19 protein-coding genes are annotated in these 16,881 nt (G+C 66.8%); 9 read left to right on the forward strand and 10 right to left on the reverse strand.

Annotated features, from left to right (window positions below):
* Positions 1-5: 5 nt before the first annotated feature.
* Genes AC4GYU_RS08840 through AC4GYU_RS08850 form a run of 3 tightly spaced genes read right to left on the reverse strand, consistent with a single transcriptional unit; the run spans position 6 to position 3,701 of the window.
* A complete protein-coding gene (locus AC4GYU_RS08840) occupies positions 6-1,424 on the reverse strand; it encodes a serine protease (protein ID WP_491086518.1) in 1,419 nt (472 codons plus the stop codon).
* A 1-nt stretch (position 1,425) separates the two neighbouring features.
* Positions 1,426-1,770, reverse strand: a complete 345-nt coding sequence (locus AC4GYU_RS08845) for a hypothetical protein (RefSeq protein ID WP_491086519.1) — start codon at positions 1,768-1,770, stop codon at positions 1,426-1,428.
* A 32-nt stretch (positions 1,771-1,802) separates the two neighbouring features.
* A complete protein-coding gene (locus AC4GYU_RS08850) occupies positions 1,803-3,701 on the reverse strand; it encodes a TIR domain-containing protein (RefSeq protein WP_491086520.1) in 1,899 nt (632 codons plus the stop codon).
* 160 nt (positions 3,702-3,861) lie between these two features.
* Between AC4GYU_RS08850 and AC4GYU_RS08855 the strand changes: the two genes are divergently transcribed.
* The 4 genes from AC4GYU_RS08855 to AC4GYU_RS08870 all read left to right on the forward strand — a co-directional run bounded on the left by AC4GYU_RS08855 (position 3,862) and on the right by AC4GYU_RS08870 (position 6,292).
* The gene (locus AC4GYU_RS08855) at positions 3,862-4,788 is read left to right on the forward strand and encodes a DUF2167 domain-containing protein (RefSeq protein WP_491086521.1); all 927 of its coding nucleotides are present in this window, start codon (positions 3,862-3,864) and stop codon (positions 4,786-4,788) included.
* A 6-nt stretch (positions 4,789-4,794) separates the two neighbouring features.
* On the forward strand, positions 4,795-5,097 hold the full coding sequence (locus AC4GYU_RS08860) for an alkylphosphonate utilization protein (protein WP_491086522.1): 303 nt from the start codon (positions 4,795-4,797) through the stop codon (positions 5,095-5,097).
* A 371-nt stretch (positions 5,098-5,468) separates the two neighbouring features.
* On the forward strand, positions 5,469-5,741 hold the full coding sequence (locus tag AC4GYU_RS08865) for a hypothetical protein (protein ID WP_491086523.1): 273 nt from the start codon (positions 5,469-5,471) through the stop codon (positions 5,739-5,741).
* 116 nt (positions 5,742-5,857) lie between these two features.
* The gene (locus AC4GYU_RS08870) at positions 5,858-6,292 is read left to right on the forward strand and encodes a DUF7684 family protein (RefSeq protein ID WP_491086524.1); all 435 of its coding nucleotides are present in this window, start codon (positions 5,858-5,860) and stop codon (positions 6,290-6,292) included.
* An 861-nt stretch (positions 6,293-7,153) separates the two neighbouring features.
* On the opposite strand, the gene AC4GYU_RS08875 is transcribed toward AC4GYU_RS08870, so the two are convergent.
* Both AC4GYU_RS08875 and AC4GYU_RS08880 read right to left on the reverse strand, forming a co-directional pair.
* A complete protein-coding gene (locus AC4GYU_RS08875; RefSeq protein ID WP_491086525.1) occupies positions 7,154-8,242 on the reverse strand; it encodes a mechanosensitive ion channel family protein in 1,089 nt (362 codons plus the stop codon).
* A 49-nt stretch (positions 8,243-8,291) separates the two neighbouring features.
* The gene (locus AC4GYU_RS08880; RefSeq protein WP_491086526.1) at positions 8,292-9,380 is read right to left on the reverse strand and encodes a DNA topoisomerase IB; all 1,089 of its coding nucleotides are present in this window, start codon (positions 9,378-9,380) and stop codon (positions 8,292-8,294) included.
* 39 nt (positions 9,381-9,419) lie between these two features.
* Here AC4GYU_RS08880 and AC4GYU_RS08885 point away from each other — a divergent pair, with 39 nt between their 5' ends.
* A complete protein-coding gene (locus AC4GYU_RS08885; protein WP_491086527.1) occupies positions 9,420-9,953 on the forward strand; it encodes a type 1 glutamine amidotransferase domain-containing protein in 534 nt (177 codons plus the stop codon).
* A 24-nt stretch (positions 9,954-9,977) separates the two neighbouring features.
* On the forward strand, positions 9,978-10,505 hold the full coding sequence (locus AC4GYU_RS08890; protein ID WP_491086528.1) for a hypothetical protein: 528 nt from the start codon (positions 9,978-9,980) through the stop codon (positions 10,503-10,505).
* Here AC4GYU_RS08890 and AC4GYU_RS08895 read toward each other — a convergent pair.
* Positions 10,502-10,834, reverse strand: a complete 333-nt coding sequence (locus AC4GYU_RS08895; protein ID WP_491086529.1) for a hypothetical protein — start codon at positions 10,832-10,834, stop codon at positions 10,502-10,504. The two genes, AC4GYU_RS08890 and AC4GYU_RS08895, sit on opposite strands and share 4 nt — an antisense overlap.
* A gap of 256 nt (positions 10,835-11,090) precedes the next feature.
* On the opposite strand from AC4GYU_RS08895, the gene AC4GYU_RS08900 reads away from it, so the two are divergent.
* On the forward strand, positions 11,091-11,708 hold the full coding sequence (locus AC4GYU_RS08900; RefSeq protein ID WP_491086530.1) for a S24 family peptidase: 618 nt from the start codon (positions 11,091-11,093) through the stop codon (positions 11,706-11,708).
* Position 11,709: 1 nt separating this feature from the next.
* On the opposite strand, the gene AC4GYU_RS08905 is transcribed toward AC4GYU_RS08900, so the two are convergent.
* The gene (locus tag AC4GYU_RS08905) at positions 11,710-11,883 is read right to left on the reverse strand and encodes a hypothetical protein (RefSeq protein WP_491086531.1); all 174 of its coding nucleotides are present in this window, start codon (positions 11,881-11,883) and stop codon (positions 11,710-11,712) included.
* 112 nt (positions 11,884-11,995) lie between these two features.
* Between AC4GYU_RS08905 and AC4GYU_RS08910 the strand changes: the two genes are divergently transcribed.
* Together AC4GYU_RS08910 and AC4GYU_RS08915 are read left to right on the forward strand one after the other, a co-directional pair.
* Positions 11,996-12,202 (forward strand): hypothetical protein, encoded by a 207-nt coding sequence (locus AC4GYU_RS08910; RefSeq protein WP_491086532.1) that lies wholly within the window; start codon positions 11,996-11,998, stop codon positions 12,200-12,202.
* Positions 12,203-12,276: 74 nt separating this feature from the next.
* Positions 12,277-13,692 carry an amino acid permease gene (locus AC4GYU_RS08915; protein WP_491086533.1) on the forward strand — a complete coding sequence of 472 codons (1,416 nt, stop codon included), beginning with the start codon at positions 12,277-12,279 and terminating at the stop codon, positions 13,690-13,692.
* A 19-nt stretch (positions 13,693-13,711) separates the two neighbouring features.
* On the opposite strand, the gene AC4GYU_RS08920 is transcribed toward AC4GYU_RS08915, so the two are convergent.
* From AC4GYU_RS08920 to AC4GYU_RS08930, 3 genes are all read right to left on the reverse strand, one after another.
* Positions 13,712-14,659 carry a PilZ domain-containing protein gene (locus AC4GYU_RS08920; RefSeq protein ID WP_491086534.1) on the reverse strand — a complete coding sequence of 316 codons (948 nt, stop codon included), beginning with the start codon at positions 14,657-14,659 and terminating at the stop codon, positions 13,712-13,714.
* Between the two features lie 165 nt (positions 14,660-14,824).
* On the reverse strand, positions 14,825-16,243 hold the full coding sequence (gene glnA / locus AC4GYU_RS08925) for a type I glutamate--ammonia ligase (protein ID WP_491086535.1): 1,419 nt from the start codon (positions 16,241-16,243) through the stop codon (positions 14,825-14,827).
* 123 nt (positions 16,244-16,366) lie between these two features.
* Complete coding sequence (locus AC4GYU_RS08930; RefSeq protein ID WP_491086536.1) at positions 16,367-16,849, reverse strand: VTT domain-containing protein; 483 nt, start codon at positions 16,847-16,849, stop codon at positions 16,367-16,369.
* Between the last annotated feature and the right edge of the window lie 32 nt (positions 16,850-16,881).

Here is a 16,881-nt window from a genome sequence, read left to right on the forward strand (position 1 = left end):
TCAGCCTAGCGCGCCGCCGCCGCTGCAGGTCGCGGCCGTGCGGGCCAGTCGATCAGCTGCCCCGGCCTCGCCGCCTTGCGGGCCTGCGCGATCCAGCTCTCATAGGCTGCGACATCCGTATAGACGCCGGGCACGCCCGGAATGCCGCAGCCGCGCCCGAAGGAGACGAGGCCGACCAGCACCTTTTCGCCGCTGGGCAGGGTCCGGATGAGCGAACCGCCGCTGTCGCCCTGGCAGGCATCGACCCCGTCGGCGCCCAGCGCGCAGAGCTGTCCCCGGCCGACCTCGCTGGCGCCGGCAAAGGCCGCGTTGCCGTTGCAGACCGCGGCAGGTTTCATCAGGAGATTGGCTTCCTGAAGCACCGGGGTCGCCATCTTCGCGCCGCCGAAGCGATTGCGGAACTTGGCGCCGATCGCGGTCTCTGTGGTGTTGCCCCAGCCGAACACCGTGAGCGGCTCGGCCGTCCCCACCGCGGGATCGCGGCGGCGCGGCAGGCGGATGGCGCGAGCGCCCTGGTTGGCTGCCTCACTTGTCTGCGCATCGGGCTCGAGGACGAGCAGCGCAATATCGTTGCGCTGGTTGCTGTCGTAACCGCCGTGGCGGACGGCCGCGGCGATTCTCCACGTCGTCCCCCCATCACGAATGTCCTGCGTCCCCGTGCGGACCCTGCGGGTCTGGAGGAACGGGCCGGGCGGCGGATCCTTGACGCAATGAGCCGCCGTCAGGACCAGCCGCGGCGCGATCAGCGCGCCGCCGCAATGGTGCGTGCGCTGGTAGGGTTTGAGAGCCTGTCCGTAATTGTCGAACTCGCGCCGAAGCTCGAGCGGGGAAAGCGGGGCGGCGCTGGCCCCCGCCTTGTAGATCTGGACTTGAAAGGGCGCCGCCTCATCCTCCGCCGGCCGTGCGCGGGTCAGCGCTTCCGGCGGGTCCCAGAGGTAACGGAATGCGCGCCAGGCGGCCTCCGCTGCGGCATCCGCTTCGTCTTCGGGCGTGGTCGTGTAGCGTGGCCGCACGAACATGTCGTGATAAGCGCGATCCGGCTCGACGCTGCCGACGTAGGTCTTCAGCCCGTCGAGAAACGCGACGGGATAGCGTCCAAATCGGCCTGCGAGCTTCTCCACTTCTCCGTCGTCGAGCTTCCCCAGCAGCGTCACGAAACGGCGCCGCGTCTCCTCGGGCGCGGCGAGCAGCCCGGCGATAACGAAGCCGCGTCGGCCTTCGCCGAGCCTGTTCGTGAAGAGCCGCAGGCGCTCCTGTTCGGCCGGGGTCAGCCTCGTCAGCCAGATGAGCCAGGGCGGCCGCTCCGTAAGCTCGAGTTCGGGCGCGACCAGGTCGTCCGGGGCAGGCTGGGCACCGGCACGGGTCGCCGCCAGGAAGGCGAGACACAGGAGGCCAGCCGCGGCCGGCCAGCGATGCGGCGTCATCTTACCGGTCGTCGGGATTGGTCCGCATGTCGGCGGCGCTGCGGTCATCCGGATTGGTGCGATCGTCAGGGTTGGTGCGATCATCAGGATTGGTGCGGTCGTCCGGGTTGGTCCGGTCGTCAGGGTTGGTGCGGTCGTCAGGGTTGGTGCGGTCGTCGGGATTGGTGCGCTGGTCGGCGCCATTCCCGATCATCGAATTCGACGGCACCGCGGCATTGGCCGCAGCCTCGGCGGCGGCCTGGTTGGCATCGTCGCTCGCCGCTTCCTTCGCAGTCTTGCCGCATGCGCCGAGGGCGGTGGTCAGCAGCAGGGCGGCCGTCAGTCGGGTCAGGGTGCGTCCAGTCACGTGCATCTCCTTTTCGAACAATATCGACGGTCTCACGAGAAGCCGAGCCGCTGGGACAGTGCCGCGAACCGTGGATCGGCGCGGCAGGGATTGAGGAAGGGGTCGTTGCGCAGGCGCACGAGACCGGCGTCGCGGGCCGCCAGCGCCTGGTCGAGCTGGTCGAGCGCGGGCCCGACCTCGCCCCAGAAGGCGAGGATCTGGGCCTGCTGGTAATGGCTCTCCGGGCCGTGTTCGGCGACCAGTTCGGCCATGGCGGCCTTCGCCTCGGCGGTCCGGCCGCGCTTATGCTCGGCCATGGCGAGCCCGCGGAGCCGCGAGACATCGTCGGGCTCCGCCGCGAAATAATCGGCCGCGGCATTCGCATCGCCCCCCATCAGCGCGATGTCGCCAAGCAGGGAGCGGATGATGCTGCCCTTGGGCCGGAGATCGAGCGCGGTGCGAAGCGGGGGCAGGGCCGCGTCATAGTTTGCGGCGGCGAACTCGAGCAGGCCGGCATTGCGGAAGACCGTGGCGTTCAGCGGATCCAGCCGCTGCGCCCGCCCGATCGCCTTGCGACCGTCGTCGAAGCGTCCGGTCCGACCGGCGAAGACGGCAAAGGCCGAAAGGATGTCGGCATTGCCGAAGCCGAGTTCGAAGCTCCGCTGGTAGGGCTGCTCGGCAGCCCGTGCGTCGAGGTCGCCGTTGATGATCGCAAACCCCAGCGCACCATGTCCTTCGGCCATGTCGGGGGCGATGGCGACAGCCCTGGCGGCGGCCTTCTTTGCCTGGCCGTAGAGGCTTTCGCGCTGGTCCGCCTTGGCGCCATTATTGGCGGTGGCGGTCAGCACCCGCGAGCGGGCGGCATGCGCCGCGGCGTAGCGGGGATCGCGGCCAAGGGCGGCATCGAAGCGAGCGAGGGCGGCGCGGTCGCCCTCGGCCCCGCCAGCCTGGCGATAGAGCGCCATGCCCTTGAGATAATCCTCGAACGCCGTCGGATCACCGGTCCCGCCAACACGGGCAAGCTCGGGCGACTTCTTGAATACACCAGCAAGCAGCGAATCGGTGACCAGCGAGGCGATCTCCGCCTGCACCGCGAGGACGTCGGCGGCGACCCGGTCGAAGCTTTGCGCCCAGCTGTCGAAGCCGGTGCGGCCGTCAATGACGCGGGCGTCGATCCGCAGCGTCTGCCCGGCACGCCGGACGCTGCCTTCCAGGAGATAGGCGACCTGCAGGCGGCGGGCGATGGTCTTGGCGTCGGGCGGATCGTCGCGAAAGCTTTCTGAGCTCGTCTGCGCTGCCACTTCCAGCATTGGATTGCTGCTGAGGACCGAGCGCAATTCCTCCGCCAGCCCGTCACTGAAGAAGCCTTCGGCGGGATCGAGATTGCGGAAGGGCATGACCGCGATGCTGTTGGTTCGTGCGGTCGCGACGGGTCGCAGCCATTGCCAGGCACCGACCCCGGCCAGTCCGAGGACGGCGACTCCGGCCGTCCCGGCGAGCAACTGGCGACGATCAACCCCGCCTTCCTCGACGACGCCGGTCCGGCTGAGATGCTTGCCCGCCATGATCGCGGCGATCTCGTCGCGGAGGGTGGCGATGCGGTGGTCACCGGGGTCGCCCTTCCAGCCGACCAGCGACAGCGCCTGGACCTCGCCGAAGCCGAGCGGCGGCTCGACCCGATCGATCCGGACGGGGAGGTAGACGTGGCGGCGCAGCGCGCGTGTGGCCTCGTCGTGGACGAAGCCGCCCTTTTCGCCGATCGAGCGCCTCGACCAGACGACGATGACGCAGCGCGCGGCATCGAGCGCATCGCTGATTTCCTTGCGCCAGCCGGTGCCGGCGCCGATCCGGGCGTCCCACCAGACCGTCAGGCCGCCGGCTTCGAGCGCGTCGACGAGCGGCGCGACGCGGCGCCGGTCTTCAGCCTTGTAGGACACGAACACGTCGGTCACCGGGCGCCCCCTGCGGACGGCTGCTTGAAGCAATGTGCGGGAAGGGACCGGGCTTGGCAATAACGGTCGAAAACGGCGCTTATTTCGCTTTCTGGCCGTGACTTGCGTCGCGCCACCGGGGATGTAGTCTCGGCGCCTCATCCGGGGGGATAACCAGATCATGACCCATGCGTATCGGCTGCTGCTGTCGGCTGCCCTGTTGGCACTTGCCGTTCCAGGCGCCGCCAGGGCGCCCACCCCGCCACAGGAGGCGGGCCAGTCGATCGCTCAGTTCAAGAAGGGCCTCAGTCCCCAGACCGGGATCATCGCCATTCCCGAGGCCAAGGCGCGGCTGAACCTCGGACAGGCCTATTATTTCCTCGGGCCGAACGATGCACGAAAGGTGCTGGTCGACGCCTGGGGCAATCATCCGGATTCGGCCGAGGGCGTGCTCGGCATGATCTTCCCGGCGGGGGCGGATTTCTCCGACAGCTGGGGGGCGGTCGTCACCTATGAGGAAACCGGCCACATCACCGACGCGGATGCGGCGAAGGAAGATTATGCCGCCGTCCTCAAGGAGCTGCAGGAAGCGACCGAGGCGTCCAACGAGGCGCGCGTGAAGGCGGGCTACCAGAAGTTGCACCTCGCCGGTTGGGCGCAGGCGCCGACCTACGATCCCGCGAAGAAGGTGCTGGTCTGGGCCCGGGACCTTGCCGCCGACGGCGAGGCCGAGCACAGCCTCAACTATGACGTGCGCTCGCTCGGGCGGACCGGCGTCCTCAGCTTAAACATGGTCGACGGCATGAGCCGGCTGCCGGTCGTCAAGGCCGCGGCGGGAAGCCTCGGCTCGACCGTGCAGTTCGACGATGGCGCGCGCTATGCCGATTTCGTGCCTGGCACCGACGAGGAAGCGGGTTATGGGCTTGCCGGGCTGGTCGCGGCCGGCGCCGGCGTCGCTGCGGCCAAGAAGGTCGGGCTGCTCGGGCTGCTCCTGGCGTTCGGCAAGAAGTTTGCCGTGCTGGTGGCGGTGGCGCTCGGCGGCGCATGGCGCTGGCTCAAGGGTCGCTTCGGCAAGGATGACGATGCCGACGGCGAGCCACAGGAATAAGTGACGATGGCCGACGACGACTACGTCTATGACGAGGAAAGCGGTGAATGGCTGCCGGCGGCCGAGCTTGCCGAGCGCAAGCGCGCCGCCGCGGCGGTGGAGGTGCGCGATTCGGTCGGCAACCTCCTCGCCGACGGGGATCAGGTGACGCTGATCAAGGACCTCGACGTCAAGGGCGCCGGCCAGACACTGAAGCGCGGGACGCTGATCAAGTCGATCCGATTGACCGGCGACAGCCAGGAGATCGACTGCAAGTTCGACGGCATCCGCGGCCTCGTCCTGCGCGCGGAGTTCGTCCGCAAGCGCTAGGGCGTCCCCCCATGCCGGGGTCTCGGCGCGTGCCTTTAGAGGGCAGCACGAAGCCCGAAAGCGCTCGGCCGATCGGCACCGAGGTCACAAAGGTCTTGAAGTGGCCGCGCCAAATTCCGCCTAAGTTGACAAAGTTTACATAGGGCGGGGGGTGCGGCGTCGTATCTTTTCCTCTTTTCGCTGACGCGGGATGCAATTTCGAGCGCCGCGAGGTCGCAATGATCAACGAGTGGAAAGAGCCTCGCGGCGAACCGCTCCGGTGAGTTGAGCAGGTGAAATCCTACTTTGCAAGCGGTGGTGAGAATGTCCGCTTTGGGTGGAAAGCGGACACTCGGCATGCCACGATGACGCATATGAGAACGCCGCCAATCGTGGGTCGCCGCTGGTGGCTGGCAGGGCCGGTCATCATCGCAGTTGCGCTTGCCTTATGGCAGACCCAGTTCCGCTATGGCTGGCTTGAAATGGCGCTCGGAAGGTCCGCGTGGCTATTCTGGATTGCTGTCATTGCATGGGGTGCATTGATTGCGGCCGCGATCCGCCAGCACCGGGCATGGTGGCTGCTCATTACCGCCCCTGTCGTCCTTTACCCGGCTGTAATGGCAGCAGGTTTGCTTGGAGCGTGTGCTGGCGGCGATTGTCTCTGAGCATCAGCGGGAACGCCCGCAACGGGTCGGGGGCAGAGTTCGGCCAGAATGTCTGCAACGGGTGGAAAGCGGACATTGCAGATTGTGTGGTCTGACATTTCTCCTAGGCTGGTTGGATGGGAGTAGAATATCTGCACCTTCGCCCAGAAGAGACTCCACCACCAAGCCTCAGGAGCGAGCCGTTTCGAGCGGTGATCGTTTCCGACGAGGCAGTGTCCCAAGAATGGCGAAAACTCATCGCCGGTTGGCTGGTAGACAGCGGTTGCTTGTATGTCGTGGCTTGGGGCGTCGAGTGCGAGGAGTGGCACGACACAATCGATTGGTCTGTCCTTCAGGCTTTCGATTTTGATGACATCCCCCACGACAAGTTTGTGATGCCGACCTGGCATGACGATGAGCCATTATCCGAAGCGCTATGGTTCGCGGGACATGTGGCGCTCCACTCTGAAATTGACCTTAAAGAGACTCTGATCGTTCACGTCTCCAATGCACAAAAGCGAGATGAGATGATGGCGACCTATCTAAAAAGCCAGTTCTTGCCGGAGGAATGATTTCCGCAACGGGTGAAAAGAGGACATCATCTTCGGTAGCGGGAGGCTTGTCATTTTCCTGCCTTGCTACCTTTGCTCTCGTGCTACTGGCCGTTCCGCTCAGTGGCTGCGACAATGGAGACATTGTCGGAGGTGTTACGAAGCCTGACCTGTCGATAGCGGTTAGGATGGCAGCGGACCCGAAAGGGATTGGTGAACCCGCAAACCTGCTGAGTGAGAGCTGCGTGAAGCAGCAGCCGATTGTCGAACCAATCGACCAACGATGGTTCTGCCGCTTCACGTTCGAAACTCGCACCGGTATCCAAGACTGCTCCGCAACCCTATCCGTGCATGCAGACGACCATTTTGGCGTTTGGAGAACGGACAGGGATGGTCTCGACCCTTCAACAGGTGAATATCAGTCCGGAACCAAGTGTCGCACTCGGCCCCGCGCCTGAAACTTGATGTCCGCACTGGGTCGAAGTCGGACGCTCAGCCGCAATGTCGCGAATGGGTAGAAAGCCGACATCTAAGCGCGAGACCTAGCGACTGCGTCTCAGCATCGCCTTAAGCCCCGCAAACAGCAGATAGATTGCCGCACCAGCGCAAGGCAGTCCAATGCTCATGAGCAGAGCGAACACCTTTCTCATCTCGTAATCCGGCACCGGCGCACTGAGAAACTCGTAAGCCCACCAAGCTACCCAGATCAGAAGCAGACTGAGTGCGATGCGCTTGGATGTGAGCCTCATGTCGTCAGCATCACAGTCTAGGCCAATGTCCGCAATGGGTCGAAAGCGGACATTCGGGCCGAAGGTCGAAGGCGGCCATTCTTCGGTCGCCATAGGGTGGCTTTGTGCCGGGCGCCGAGGTCGTCCGTCGGGGTCAGGTCTGTTGCGGGACCGCGTAGGGCATGACCAAAGTCCCGTCGGGGGCGGCGGTGAAGGTGGTTTGCGTGGGGTAGGCGAATTCGATGCCTTCGGCGGCGAAGCGGCGGAGGAGGTCGAGGATGATCGCCGCCTTGGCCTGGAACAGATGGTCCTGGTCGAGGCCTTCGTGGCGGAAGACGAGGTCGTGGTCGAGGCTGCTCGCTCCGAAGGCGGTCATGACGCAGCGCTGGAGGTGGCAGCCGGGCTGGCTTTCGACCGCCGCGCGAGCGAGCGCGGGGACCGCCTCGAGCTTCGCCGGCGGGGTCTGGTAGGTGAGGCCGAAGCGCAAAGTCTCCTGGCGGTCGCTGCCGCCGGCGAGATTGCGGATCTCGCGCTCGAGCAGCTTGGTGTTGGCCATGATCACCGCTTCGCCGGTGACGCTGACGAGGCGGGTGGTCTTGAGCCCGATCTTCTCGACCGTGCCGGTGGTGGTGTCGAAGCGGATCGTGTCGCCCCGGCGGAAGGGTTTGTCGAACAGGATCGAGAGCGCGGCGAAGAGGTCGGAGAAGATGCCCTGCGCGGCAAGGCCGATGGCGATGCCGCCGATACCGAGGCCCGCGACCAGCGCGGTGACGTTCACCCCGAGATTGTCGAGGATGACGATGAGCGCGATGGCGAAGACCGCGACGCTGACCAGCACGCGGATGACGCCCATGGCATTGCCGACCGCGGTTTCTCCCGGCCGCTCGCCGACCCGGGTCCCGATGACCCCGAGGATGAGCTCGCGCGCCCAGATCGCGGCCTGGAGCGCGAAGGCGACGATGAAGGCGACGTTGCTCAGCCGCTCGATGCGGGCGGGCGGGCCGGCATAATTGAGGACGATGTCGATCGCCGCGATCGCCATGAAGGCGAGGCTGGTCTTGCTGAGGACTCGTCCGATCACGCCGGACCAGCCGAGCGTGCCCGGGTCGCGCCGGACCATCCGGTGACCGACGGCGCGGGCGATGATCATCAGGCCGACGAGGCCCACGGCAACGAGGGTCCCGACCAGCAGCGCCTCGCGGCTCTGCCACAGCCAGTCGGCGAGTTTCTGAAGCTCCGTCATGGTGCGGGAGGGATGGCGGGGGCGGGCGAGGGGGTCAAGCGCCGGGCGATCAGGCCGCGACCACCTCGTCGACCTTCTGCGGCGAGGTCCGGGCGGCCTTCACCACCTCGTCGACGGCCTTTGCCTTGCGCTTCTTCTTGCCCATCAGCCAGTCGAGCAGACCGACCTCGGCGCTCGACAGATATTTGCGCGACCGCGGCCGTTCGAAGCGACCGAGCGGGAGCTTGGGATTGTCGCGCGCGGCGTCGATCAGCTTGGGATGCACATAGGATTTGCGGCTGATCGCGGGCGTGTTGCCGAGCGCCTCGGCGACCGGCTCGAGCACGGTCTTGAGGCTGATCTTGCGGACCTCTTCCTCCTGGGCACCGAGCATCTGCTCGAACGCGATGACGCTCGCACCCCAAGTGCGGAAATTCTTGGCGGTGAAGTCGCCGCCCGTGCCTTCGCGAATATAGTCGTTCACGTCGGCGCTGGTGATCGGGCAGGGCTCGCCCTCGTCGGTGAGATACTGGAAGAGGTTCTGGCCCGGCAATTCGGTGCATTTGGCGACAATGCGCTTCAACCGGCTGTCCGAAATGGGAAGCTCGTGGGTGATGCCATGCTTGCCCTTGAAGCGCACGAGCAGCTTCGACCCCGCCTTGCGGAGGTGGCGGCTGCGCAGGGTGGTCGCGCCGAAGCTCTTGTTGCTCCTGGCATATTGCTCGTTGCCGATGCGGATATGCTCGGTGTCGAGGAGGCGCACGACGGCGGCGAGCACCGCCTCCCGGCTGGTAGCGCGGAGCTTGAGATCCGCCTCGACCTTGCGGCGAAGGCGCGGAAGCGCGGCGCCGAACTCGATCGTGCCGAGATATTTGCTCTTGTCCTGCCGGCTCCGGAAGGCGGCATGATAGCGATATTGCTTGCGGCCCTTGGCATCGCGGCCGGTCGCCTGGATGTGACCATTGGGATAGGGGCAGAACCAGGCGTCGGTGTAGGCCGGCGGAAGCGCGATGGCGTTCAGCCGGTCGATCTCCTCGCGGTCGGTGATGCGGTCGCCCTCGGGCGAATAATAGGCCCATTTGCCCTTGATCTGCTTGCGGGTGATCCCCGGCTGATCGTCGGTGCAGTGGCGCAGGCGGGTGGGTGCGGAAGAGGCCATCTTGAGGCTGAAGCGCCGCAAGCCTAGGGGTTGTTCCGCATGCGGCCCAAAGTCCTGATCATGGCGAGCGACGGGTTCGAGCAGGACGAACTGTTCGTTCCGCTCGAACGGCTTCGCGGCAAGGGGTGCGCGGTCAGCCTCACCGCTCCGGCGACGGCCCCGATCCGCGCGACCGTGCTCGACGATCCCGGCGAGTGGATCACGCCCGACCTCGCCATCGCCGAGGCCCGCGCCGACGAATGGGACGCGCTGCTTCTTCCGGGCGGGCTCATCAATCCCGATCACCTCCGCGCCCGGCCCGAGGCCGTCGCGCTGGTCCGCGCGTTCGTCGCGGCGGGAAAGCCGGTCGGCGCCATCTGCCATGGTCCCTGGCTGCTGATCGAAGCCGATGCGCTGCGCGGTCGCCGGGCGACCTCCTGGCGCTCGATCCGCACCGATCTTCGCAACGCCGGCGCCGCGGTGGAGGAGGGGCCGGTGGTCACCGACGGCCCGATCGTGACGGCGGTCGGACCGGCGGATTCCGCCGCCTTCGCCGACGCGCTGCTCGCGGCGATCATGGCAACGAAAGGCTAACCATTGTCGCTTACCCCTTCGTCCATGGACGGGAGCGGGGAAGACTGGATGGGCTGGAGCGCCGATGGCGTTGCAGCCGCAATCCTTGGCGCAGCGATTGGAACGGCCTTGCTTCTGCTCGGCTGGCCGCTGGTCGGCGTCGGCGTGGCGGCGGTGAGCGGGCTGATGACGCTCGCGCTCCTTCGTCAGGTCAAACCCGAGCCGCGGCGCTTCCGCCTGCGCTCCTTTGCGCTGCCACCGGTCGCGATCGTGGCAGAGGCCGACGCCGAGCCCGCGCCAGCCTCGCCGGTGCTCGAACTGATCGACGTCCTGCAAGACGAAGTCGCGCCGCTGGTCCTAGAGGATCGGCTCGATCCGCCGCAGGAGGACAGCCGCGTCGTGCAGCTGTTCGCGGCACGCGCACTCCCGACCCCTGGCGAGCTTCGTCAGCGGATCGAGGCCCATCTCGGCGAACGGCAGGACAGCCGCCCGGCGCCGGTGCTCGAACTCGAAGTGGATGCGGCGGCCGCCCTGCGCCAGGCGCTCGGCGAACTCCGCCGCAACCTCGCCTAGTCGTTCAGGGTCAGCGCCCCGATCTCCACCTCGACCGACCCGTCGGGCCGGTGGAGGAGGGGAGCGGTCACCGATACTTCCGCGACGAAACCGCGGGGAAGGTCGAACTCGGCATCTTCGAGCCCGGCGAGCCAGAGATCGGCGAACGCTGCCGCATCGTCGCCCGACACGGTGAAGCTCGCTTCATGCCGCTCGCCCTCCAACGTCAGCGACTGCCAGTCCGTTGTCGACCATCTACTAAGAAAAATCCTATTGCGGTCCTCGCCTGCCCGTTGCAGAAGCAGACGGAGCAGGGCCATCGCATAGGCCGTCATGCGCGGCCGGTTCATTGTCCCTGTTCCAGATAATCCCGCACTCGCCGAACCGTCTCAGCCCTCGGCTCTCGCCCTCGGCGAAGGTCGAAAACGAAGCGCGGATCCCGCATCACCTCGCGGCCGAAGCGGGCCGGGCTCTGGTTCGAACTGTTAAGAAATCTTTCAACGTCTCTGAGTAAATACACGTCTTGGCCCCCCGACCAATGACGACTCGGCTCATTTCTTGTCCCAGCCGCCATCCTACATGTCTAGGGGTTTTCCTATGATTGCGATGTCCAGTCCGCCTGACAGTCCCCGCGAGGTGCTGGCGCGCCTGTGCGCGGAGCGGGGCGAGGATTTCGCAGGCCTGTCGCGGCTGATCGGACGCAATGCCGCCTACATCCAGCAGTTCATCCGGCGCGGGACGCCGCGGCGACTGCCCGAGCGCGAGCGCGCCATCCTGGCGCGTCACTTCGGCATTCCGGAGCAGTGGCTTGGGGCGAGCGGGACTCCGCCGCCTCCCGACGCGCTCGTCGCACCGGCGGCGATCGAGGGAGGAAGCGGCGCCGACGTCCGGCTCGGCTTCCCGCGCGCCTGGCTCGAGGAACTCGGCAGCGATCTTGCCTGCCTCCGCCTCGCGTTGGTCGACGGCGACGCAATGGCGCCAACGCTTCAGGGCGGGGACAGCCTGCTGGTCGACCTCGGCGACGCCGCGGGGCGTCTCCGTGACGGGCTTTATCTCCTCGACATGGACGGGACGAAGCAGGTGCGCCGGCTGACGCTTCACCCGATCAAGCGGATGGTGACCGTCCAGGCGGACAATCCCGCTTACGCCGACTGGCCCGGGCTCGATCCCGCCGATCTGACGATTGTCGGCCGCGTACTATGGACCGGACGGCGGCTGCGCTGAGCTAGCGGCGGGCGCGGAGCCATAGGAGCAGCGCGATCAGTCCGCCGATCCCGACGCCTGCAATCGTCCCGATGCTCGGTTCGCCAAGAGCGATCCCGGCGACCGCGCCGACGAGGAAACCGACGAGGATGAGGCATCCTCCGGCATAAGCGGGCTTTTCGAGATCAGGCTGCATGGCGCGCCTTTGGCAGAGCCGTGCGCGAAGGCCAAGAAAACAAGGTGAATCCTTTCTCAATCCTGTTTGTTGGGCCGCTCTTACGGGCCCGGGGCGTAGCAGGCTCCCTGCAATGCACGCCTATATCGCCTCCCGCGCCGCTCTCGCGGACGCCGTCCAGCTGATCGACGTCTTCGGCGACGATGCCGCGCTCGAGGCGGCGGTGCGGGCCGAAGGCGCTCGGGACCTCGGCAACGTCCTCCGCTTCTGCCATTGGCGCCAGATCGAACGGGTGATCGTCGCCCTCTCGGCCGGCGCGGATGCCGCGACCATCCATTAGGTCGCACGCTTAGCAATTGACCTTGCCTTCCCGCTCGGCTTCCTTCGCGGCCGAACAGGGGGAGGCATGTCGTCTTGAGCAGCTGGAAGTATCGCAAGTCCGTCACCGCGCATGACGAGCTGCCCGAGCATCATCGCCTCGCCCGGACTTTGTCGTGGCCGCATCTCGTGGCCCTCGGCGTCGGCGCGATCGTCGGCACCGGCATCCTGACCCTCATCGGGGTCGGCGCAGGGAAAGCCGGTCCCGCGGTCATCCTTAGCTTCGCCATTGCCGGCCTGATCTGCGCCTGCGCCGCGCTCGCCTATGCCGAGGTCGCGACCATGATTCCGGCCTCGGGCTCGGCCTACACCTACAGCTATGTCGTCTTCGGCGAACTCATCGCGTGGATCATCGGCTGGAGCCTGATCCTCGAATATAGCCTGGTGGTGAGCGCCGTGGCGGTCGGCTGGTCGGGCTATGCGACCGGCTTCCTTGCCGGAACGCCCTTTGCGCTGCCGCCCGAATGGGTCGCGGGGCCCCATGCCGGCGGGATCCTCAATCTTCCCGCGGTCTTCATCATCGCGGTCGTCGCGCTGATGCTGAGCGCCGGCACCCGCGAGAGCGCGACGCTCAATGCCATCCTCGTCGTCATCAAGATGGCGGCGCTCGCGCTCTTCATCGCCGTTGCCCTGCCGCACTTCAACGCAGCGAATTTCCAGCCCTTCATGCCGTTCGGTTTCCCGCGCTCGGGCGCGAGCGGCTCGGAAGTCGGCGTCATGGCCGCCGCCGCGATCATCTTCTTCGCCTTCTACGGGTTCGACGCCATCGCCACCGCCGCGGAGGAAGCCAAGAATCCCGGCCGTGATCTCTCCATCGGGATCGTCGGCTCGATGGTCGTCTGCGTCGCCATCTACATGGCGGTCGCCGCTGCCGCCATCGGGGCGCTGAGCTTCACCCGCTTTGCCGACAGCCCCGAGCCCCTGGCGCTGATCCTTCGCGAGATCGGGTCGGGCTGGGCGGCGCGGATCCTCGGCGCGAGCGCGGTCATCGCCCTGCCGACGGTGATCCTCGCCTTCTTCTATGGGCAGAGCCGGATCTTCTTCACCATGGCCCGCGACGGCCTCCTCCCGCAGCCGCTGGCCAAGGTCTCGAAGCGTGGCAGCCCGGTGCGGATCACGCTCTTTACCGCAATCGTGGTGGCGGTGATCGCCGGCCTCTTCCCGCTCGACGAGATTGCGGCGCTCGCGAATGCCGGCACGCTCGCCGCCTTCGTGGCGGTCTGCGCGGCGATGCTGGTGCTGCGGCGCCGCTCGCCCGACGCCGAACGCAAGTTCCGCGCGCCGCTGGCGCCCGTCATCGGGACCGTCGGAATCCTTGGCTGTCTCTATCTCTTCTGGAGCCTGCCGCAGAAGACGCAGCTCTATTTCCTCTCCTGGAATGGCATCGGCCTGGTGGTCTACCTCGCCTGGGCCCAGTTCCAGGCCGCCAGGGTTCGTCGGCTAGCCGCCTGAGGCGGCCCGCCGGGCAGGGTCAGCCGCGCGGCGATCCCAGCTTGCGGTGAAGGCCGGCAAGGTCGCTTCGACCCCAGTGGCTCGCCCATGGGCTGTCGCTCGACCGGTCATTGCGAAGATAGTCGGGCGCGACCCAGCGCGCGCCGGCGATCTCGGGTCGTGCCTTCGCCAGGTTGCGCACGTCATAGGCTGAGTGGAACTTGAGTCCCGCGGCATCACCATGCGCCCAGACGACCGTCCCGAAGATGGTGCCAGCGTCGCCGAGGTCGAGCAGGAGTTCGGCGCCGACGGGGAAGGCCGCCGAAGCCTCGATCAGCGCGCCGCCGCTCGAGATGTTGCGAAGGCGGACGGGGGTCGTCTCGTGCGCATAATGGACCTCGCCGCTCCAGATGAGCGGATGGCGAATCTCGCGCTCGTCATGGTCACGCACATCGTCCGCAGGCGCATCCGCTTCCGCCGCGGGGGCGGCAGGCGGTGGCGGCGCGGGTTCGACGGCGGCGATCGCGACGTCCGGAAAGGAGCGCTGGAGCACCACGCGGAGCATGTCCGCCAGTTCCTCGGTGCCGGTGTCGACGCAGGTTTCGTGCGCGAATTCGAGCCCGATCCGTTCGCCCTTGATCCAGCGCACGGCGCCCTCGACCCGGTGCCAGTCCCCGAGCTGCAGCTCGACGCGGTCCCACAGGCGAAGCTTCTTGGCGCCCTCGATCATGGCGCCGCCACCCGACAGGTTGACCAACGTCACCTTCTGGCTGCGCCCCTTGTGATTGAGGATCGCGCTTTCCTGGTCGAGCCGGTGGCGGTCGCCGTCGCGATGGTCGGACTGGCGATGGGTTTCGCGCGGGATGACGAGCTCGGTGAAGCTCTCCTCCTCGGCGACGGGCATGTCCGCTGGGCGCGGGTCCTTGGTCTTGAGCAACGGCGTCTCGGTGCGCTTGCCGCGCAGCAGCCTGTCCCGGAATTCGTTCATGCCTGGCCGCCTTTGCGCCTCCTGATCGAGGCCGGACAGTAGAGCGGCGGGGTTACCAAAGGGCTAAGCTTGCCTTGCCGGCCCCTCCAAAACGGATCGGGCCGGAGCCTCGGGACATCACTGCCCCGGACCCCGGCCCGACCGTCAATCCGCTTTGAGCGCGGATCAGCTCGAATAATACATGTCGAATTCGACCGGGCTGGGGGTCGTCTCCCAGCGCAGCACTTCTTCCCACTTGAGGTCGATGTAGGCATCGATCTGGTCGGACGAGAAGACGTCGCCCTTGAGGAGGAAATCCTTGTCGGCGGCGAGGCTGCTGAGCGCCTCGCGCAAGCTGCCGCAGACGGTCGGCACGCTGACCAGCTCGGCGGGCGGCAGGTCGTAGAGGTTCTTGTCCATCGCCTCGCCCGGGTGGATGCGGTTCTGGACGCCGTCGAGCCCGGCCATCAGGATCGCGGCATAAGCGAGATAGGGGTTCGCCATGGCGTCGGGGAAGCGGAACTCTACGCGCTTCGACTTCTCGCCGGTCCCGTAGGGAATGCGGCACGAGGCCGAGCGGTTGCGGCTCGAATATGCGAGCAGCACCGGCGCCTCGAAGCCCGGGACCAGCCGCTTGTAGCTGTTGGTGGTCGGGTTGGTGAAGGCATTGAGCGCCCGGGCGTGCTTGATGACGCCGCCGATGAAGTAGAGCGCGGTGTCGGACAGGCCGGCATAGCCGTTGCCCGCGAAGAGGGGCTTGCCGCCGCTCCACAGCGAGAAATGGGTGTGCATGCCCGAGCCATTATCCTTGGCGATCGGCTTGGGCATGAAGGTCGCGGTCTTGCCATAGGCATGGGCGACCTGGTGCACGACATACTTGTAGACCTGCATCCGGTCGGCGGTCTGGACCAGCGTGCCGTAGGTCAGGCCGAGCTCGTGCTGCGCAGCGGCGACCTCGTGATGGTGCTTGTCGCAGGGAAGGCCCATCTCGAGCATGGTCGAGACCATCTCGGCGCGGATGTCGACGGCGCTGTCGACCGGGGCGACGGGGAAGTAGCCGCCCTTGGCGCGGGGCCGGTGGGCCTGGTTGCCGCCCTCATATTCGCGGCCGGTGTTGGTCGGCAGCTCGATGTCGTCGAGGTGATAGTAGCTGCCGTTATAGTCGTCGCCGAAGCGGACGTCGTCGAACATGAAGAATTCGGCTTCCGGCCCGACATAGACGGTGTCGGCGAGGCCGCTCGCCTTCAGATAGGCCTCGGCGCGCGTGGCGCAGGAGCGGGGATCGCGCGAATAAAGCTCGCCCGTGGCCGGCTCGACCACGTTGCAGCAGACGATCATCATCGGGGTGGCGCTGAACGGATCGACGTAGATGGCATCGAGATCCGGCTTGAGGATCATGTCGCTCTCGTTGATCGCCTTCCAGCCGCCGATCGACGACCCGTCGAACATGAAGCCGTCCTCGAGCATGTCCTCGTCGATCGCACCCGCGGCCATGGTCAGGTGCTGCCACTTGCCCTTGGGATCGGTGAAGCGAAGATCGACCCACTCGATCTCCTCATTCTCGATGCGCTTCATGATGGACGCGGCGGTGGCGGAATCGGCCATGAGAATCACTTCCTCGCTGGGATACTGGACTGGCTCCGCCTTTCGGGCGGCGGACGGTGGAGGCCAAGGGCGGGGTGAAGATTTCGCGTGGGCGAAAAGCGGAACGAATTCGCTTGGCCGTACTCAGAAGATGAGGAGGTGCGGACCGGCGGCGGCGAGCCCGATGGCCGGAAGGAGACCGGCAAGCGTGGCGGCGGCAAAGACCGGCGTCCGCATGGTCGTCAGCGCGGCTCCGGCGGTGATGAGGGGGCCTGGTGCGCCGACGACCCGGAGCCCGACCACCGCGGCCGGCCCATAACGTCCAAGCCGCGCTTCGAGGACTTCCAGCCGGGCGCCGAACCGCGAGCGAAGCCGCGCCGCCCCGAACCGCCGGGTAAGCCCGAACAGGAGCAGGCTTCCGGTGAGCGCGCCGCCCGCGACCGACGCCACGCCGAGGCCCGGACCCAGCAGCACACCGCTGGCCAGGCTCATCGGGATGAGGAGCCCTGGGATCGAGCTGGCCGTCAGCAGGGTGGTCGCGAGGAAGATAAGCAGGGCACCGCCAATTGCGCCGCCGATGAGCGGCATGAAGGCAAGGAGATCGAGGTGCAGGGCGGCAAGGTCCATCGCGATTCTCCAATGCCGGATAGGGGCCTGCG

The sequence above is a fragment of the Sphingomonas sp. SP2 genome, assembly GCF_058313385.1.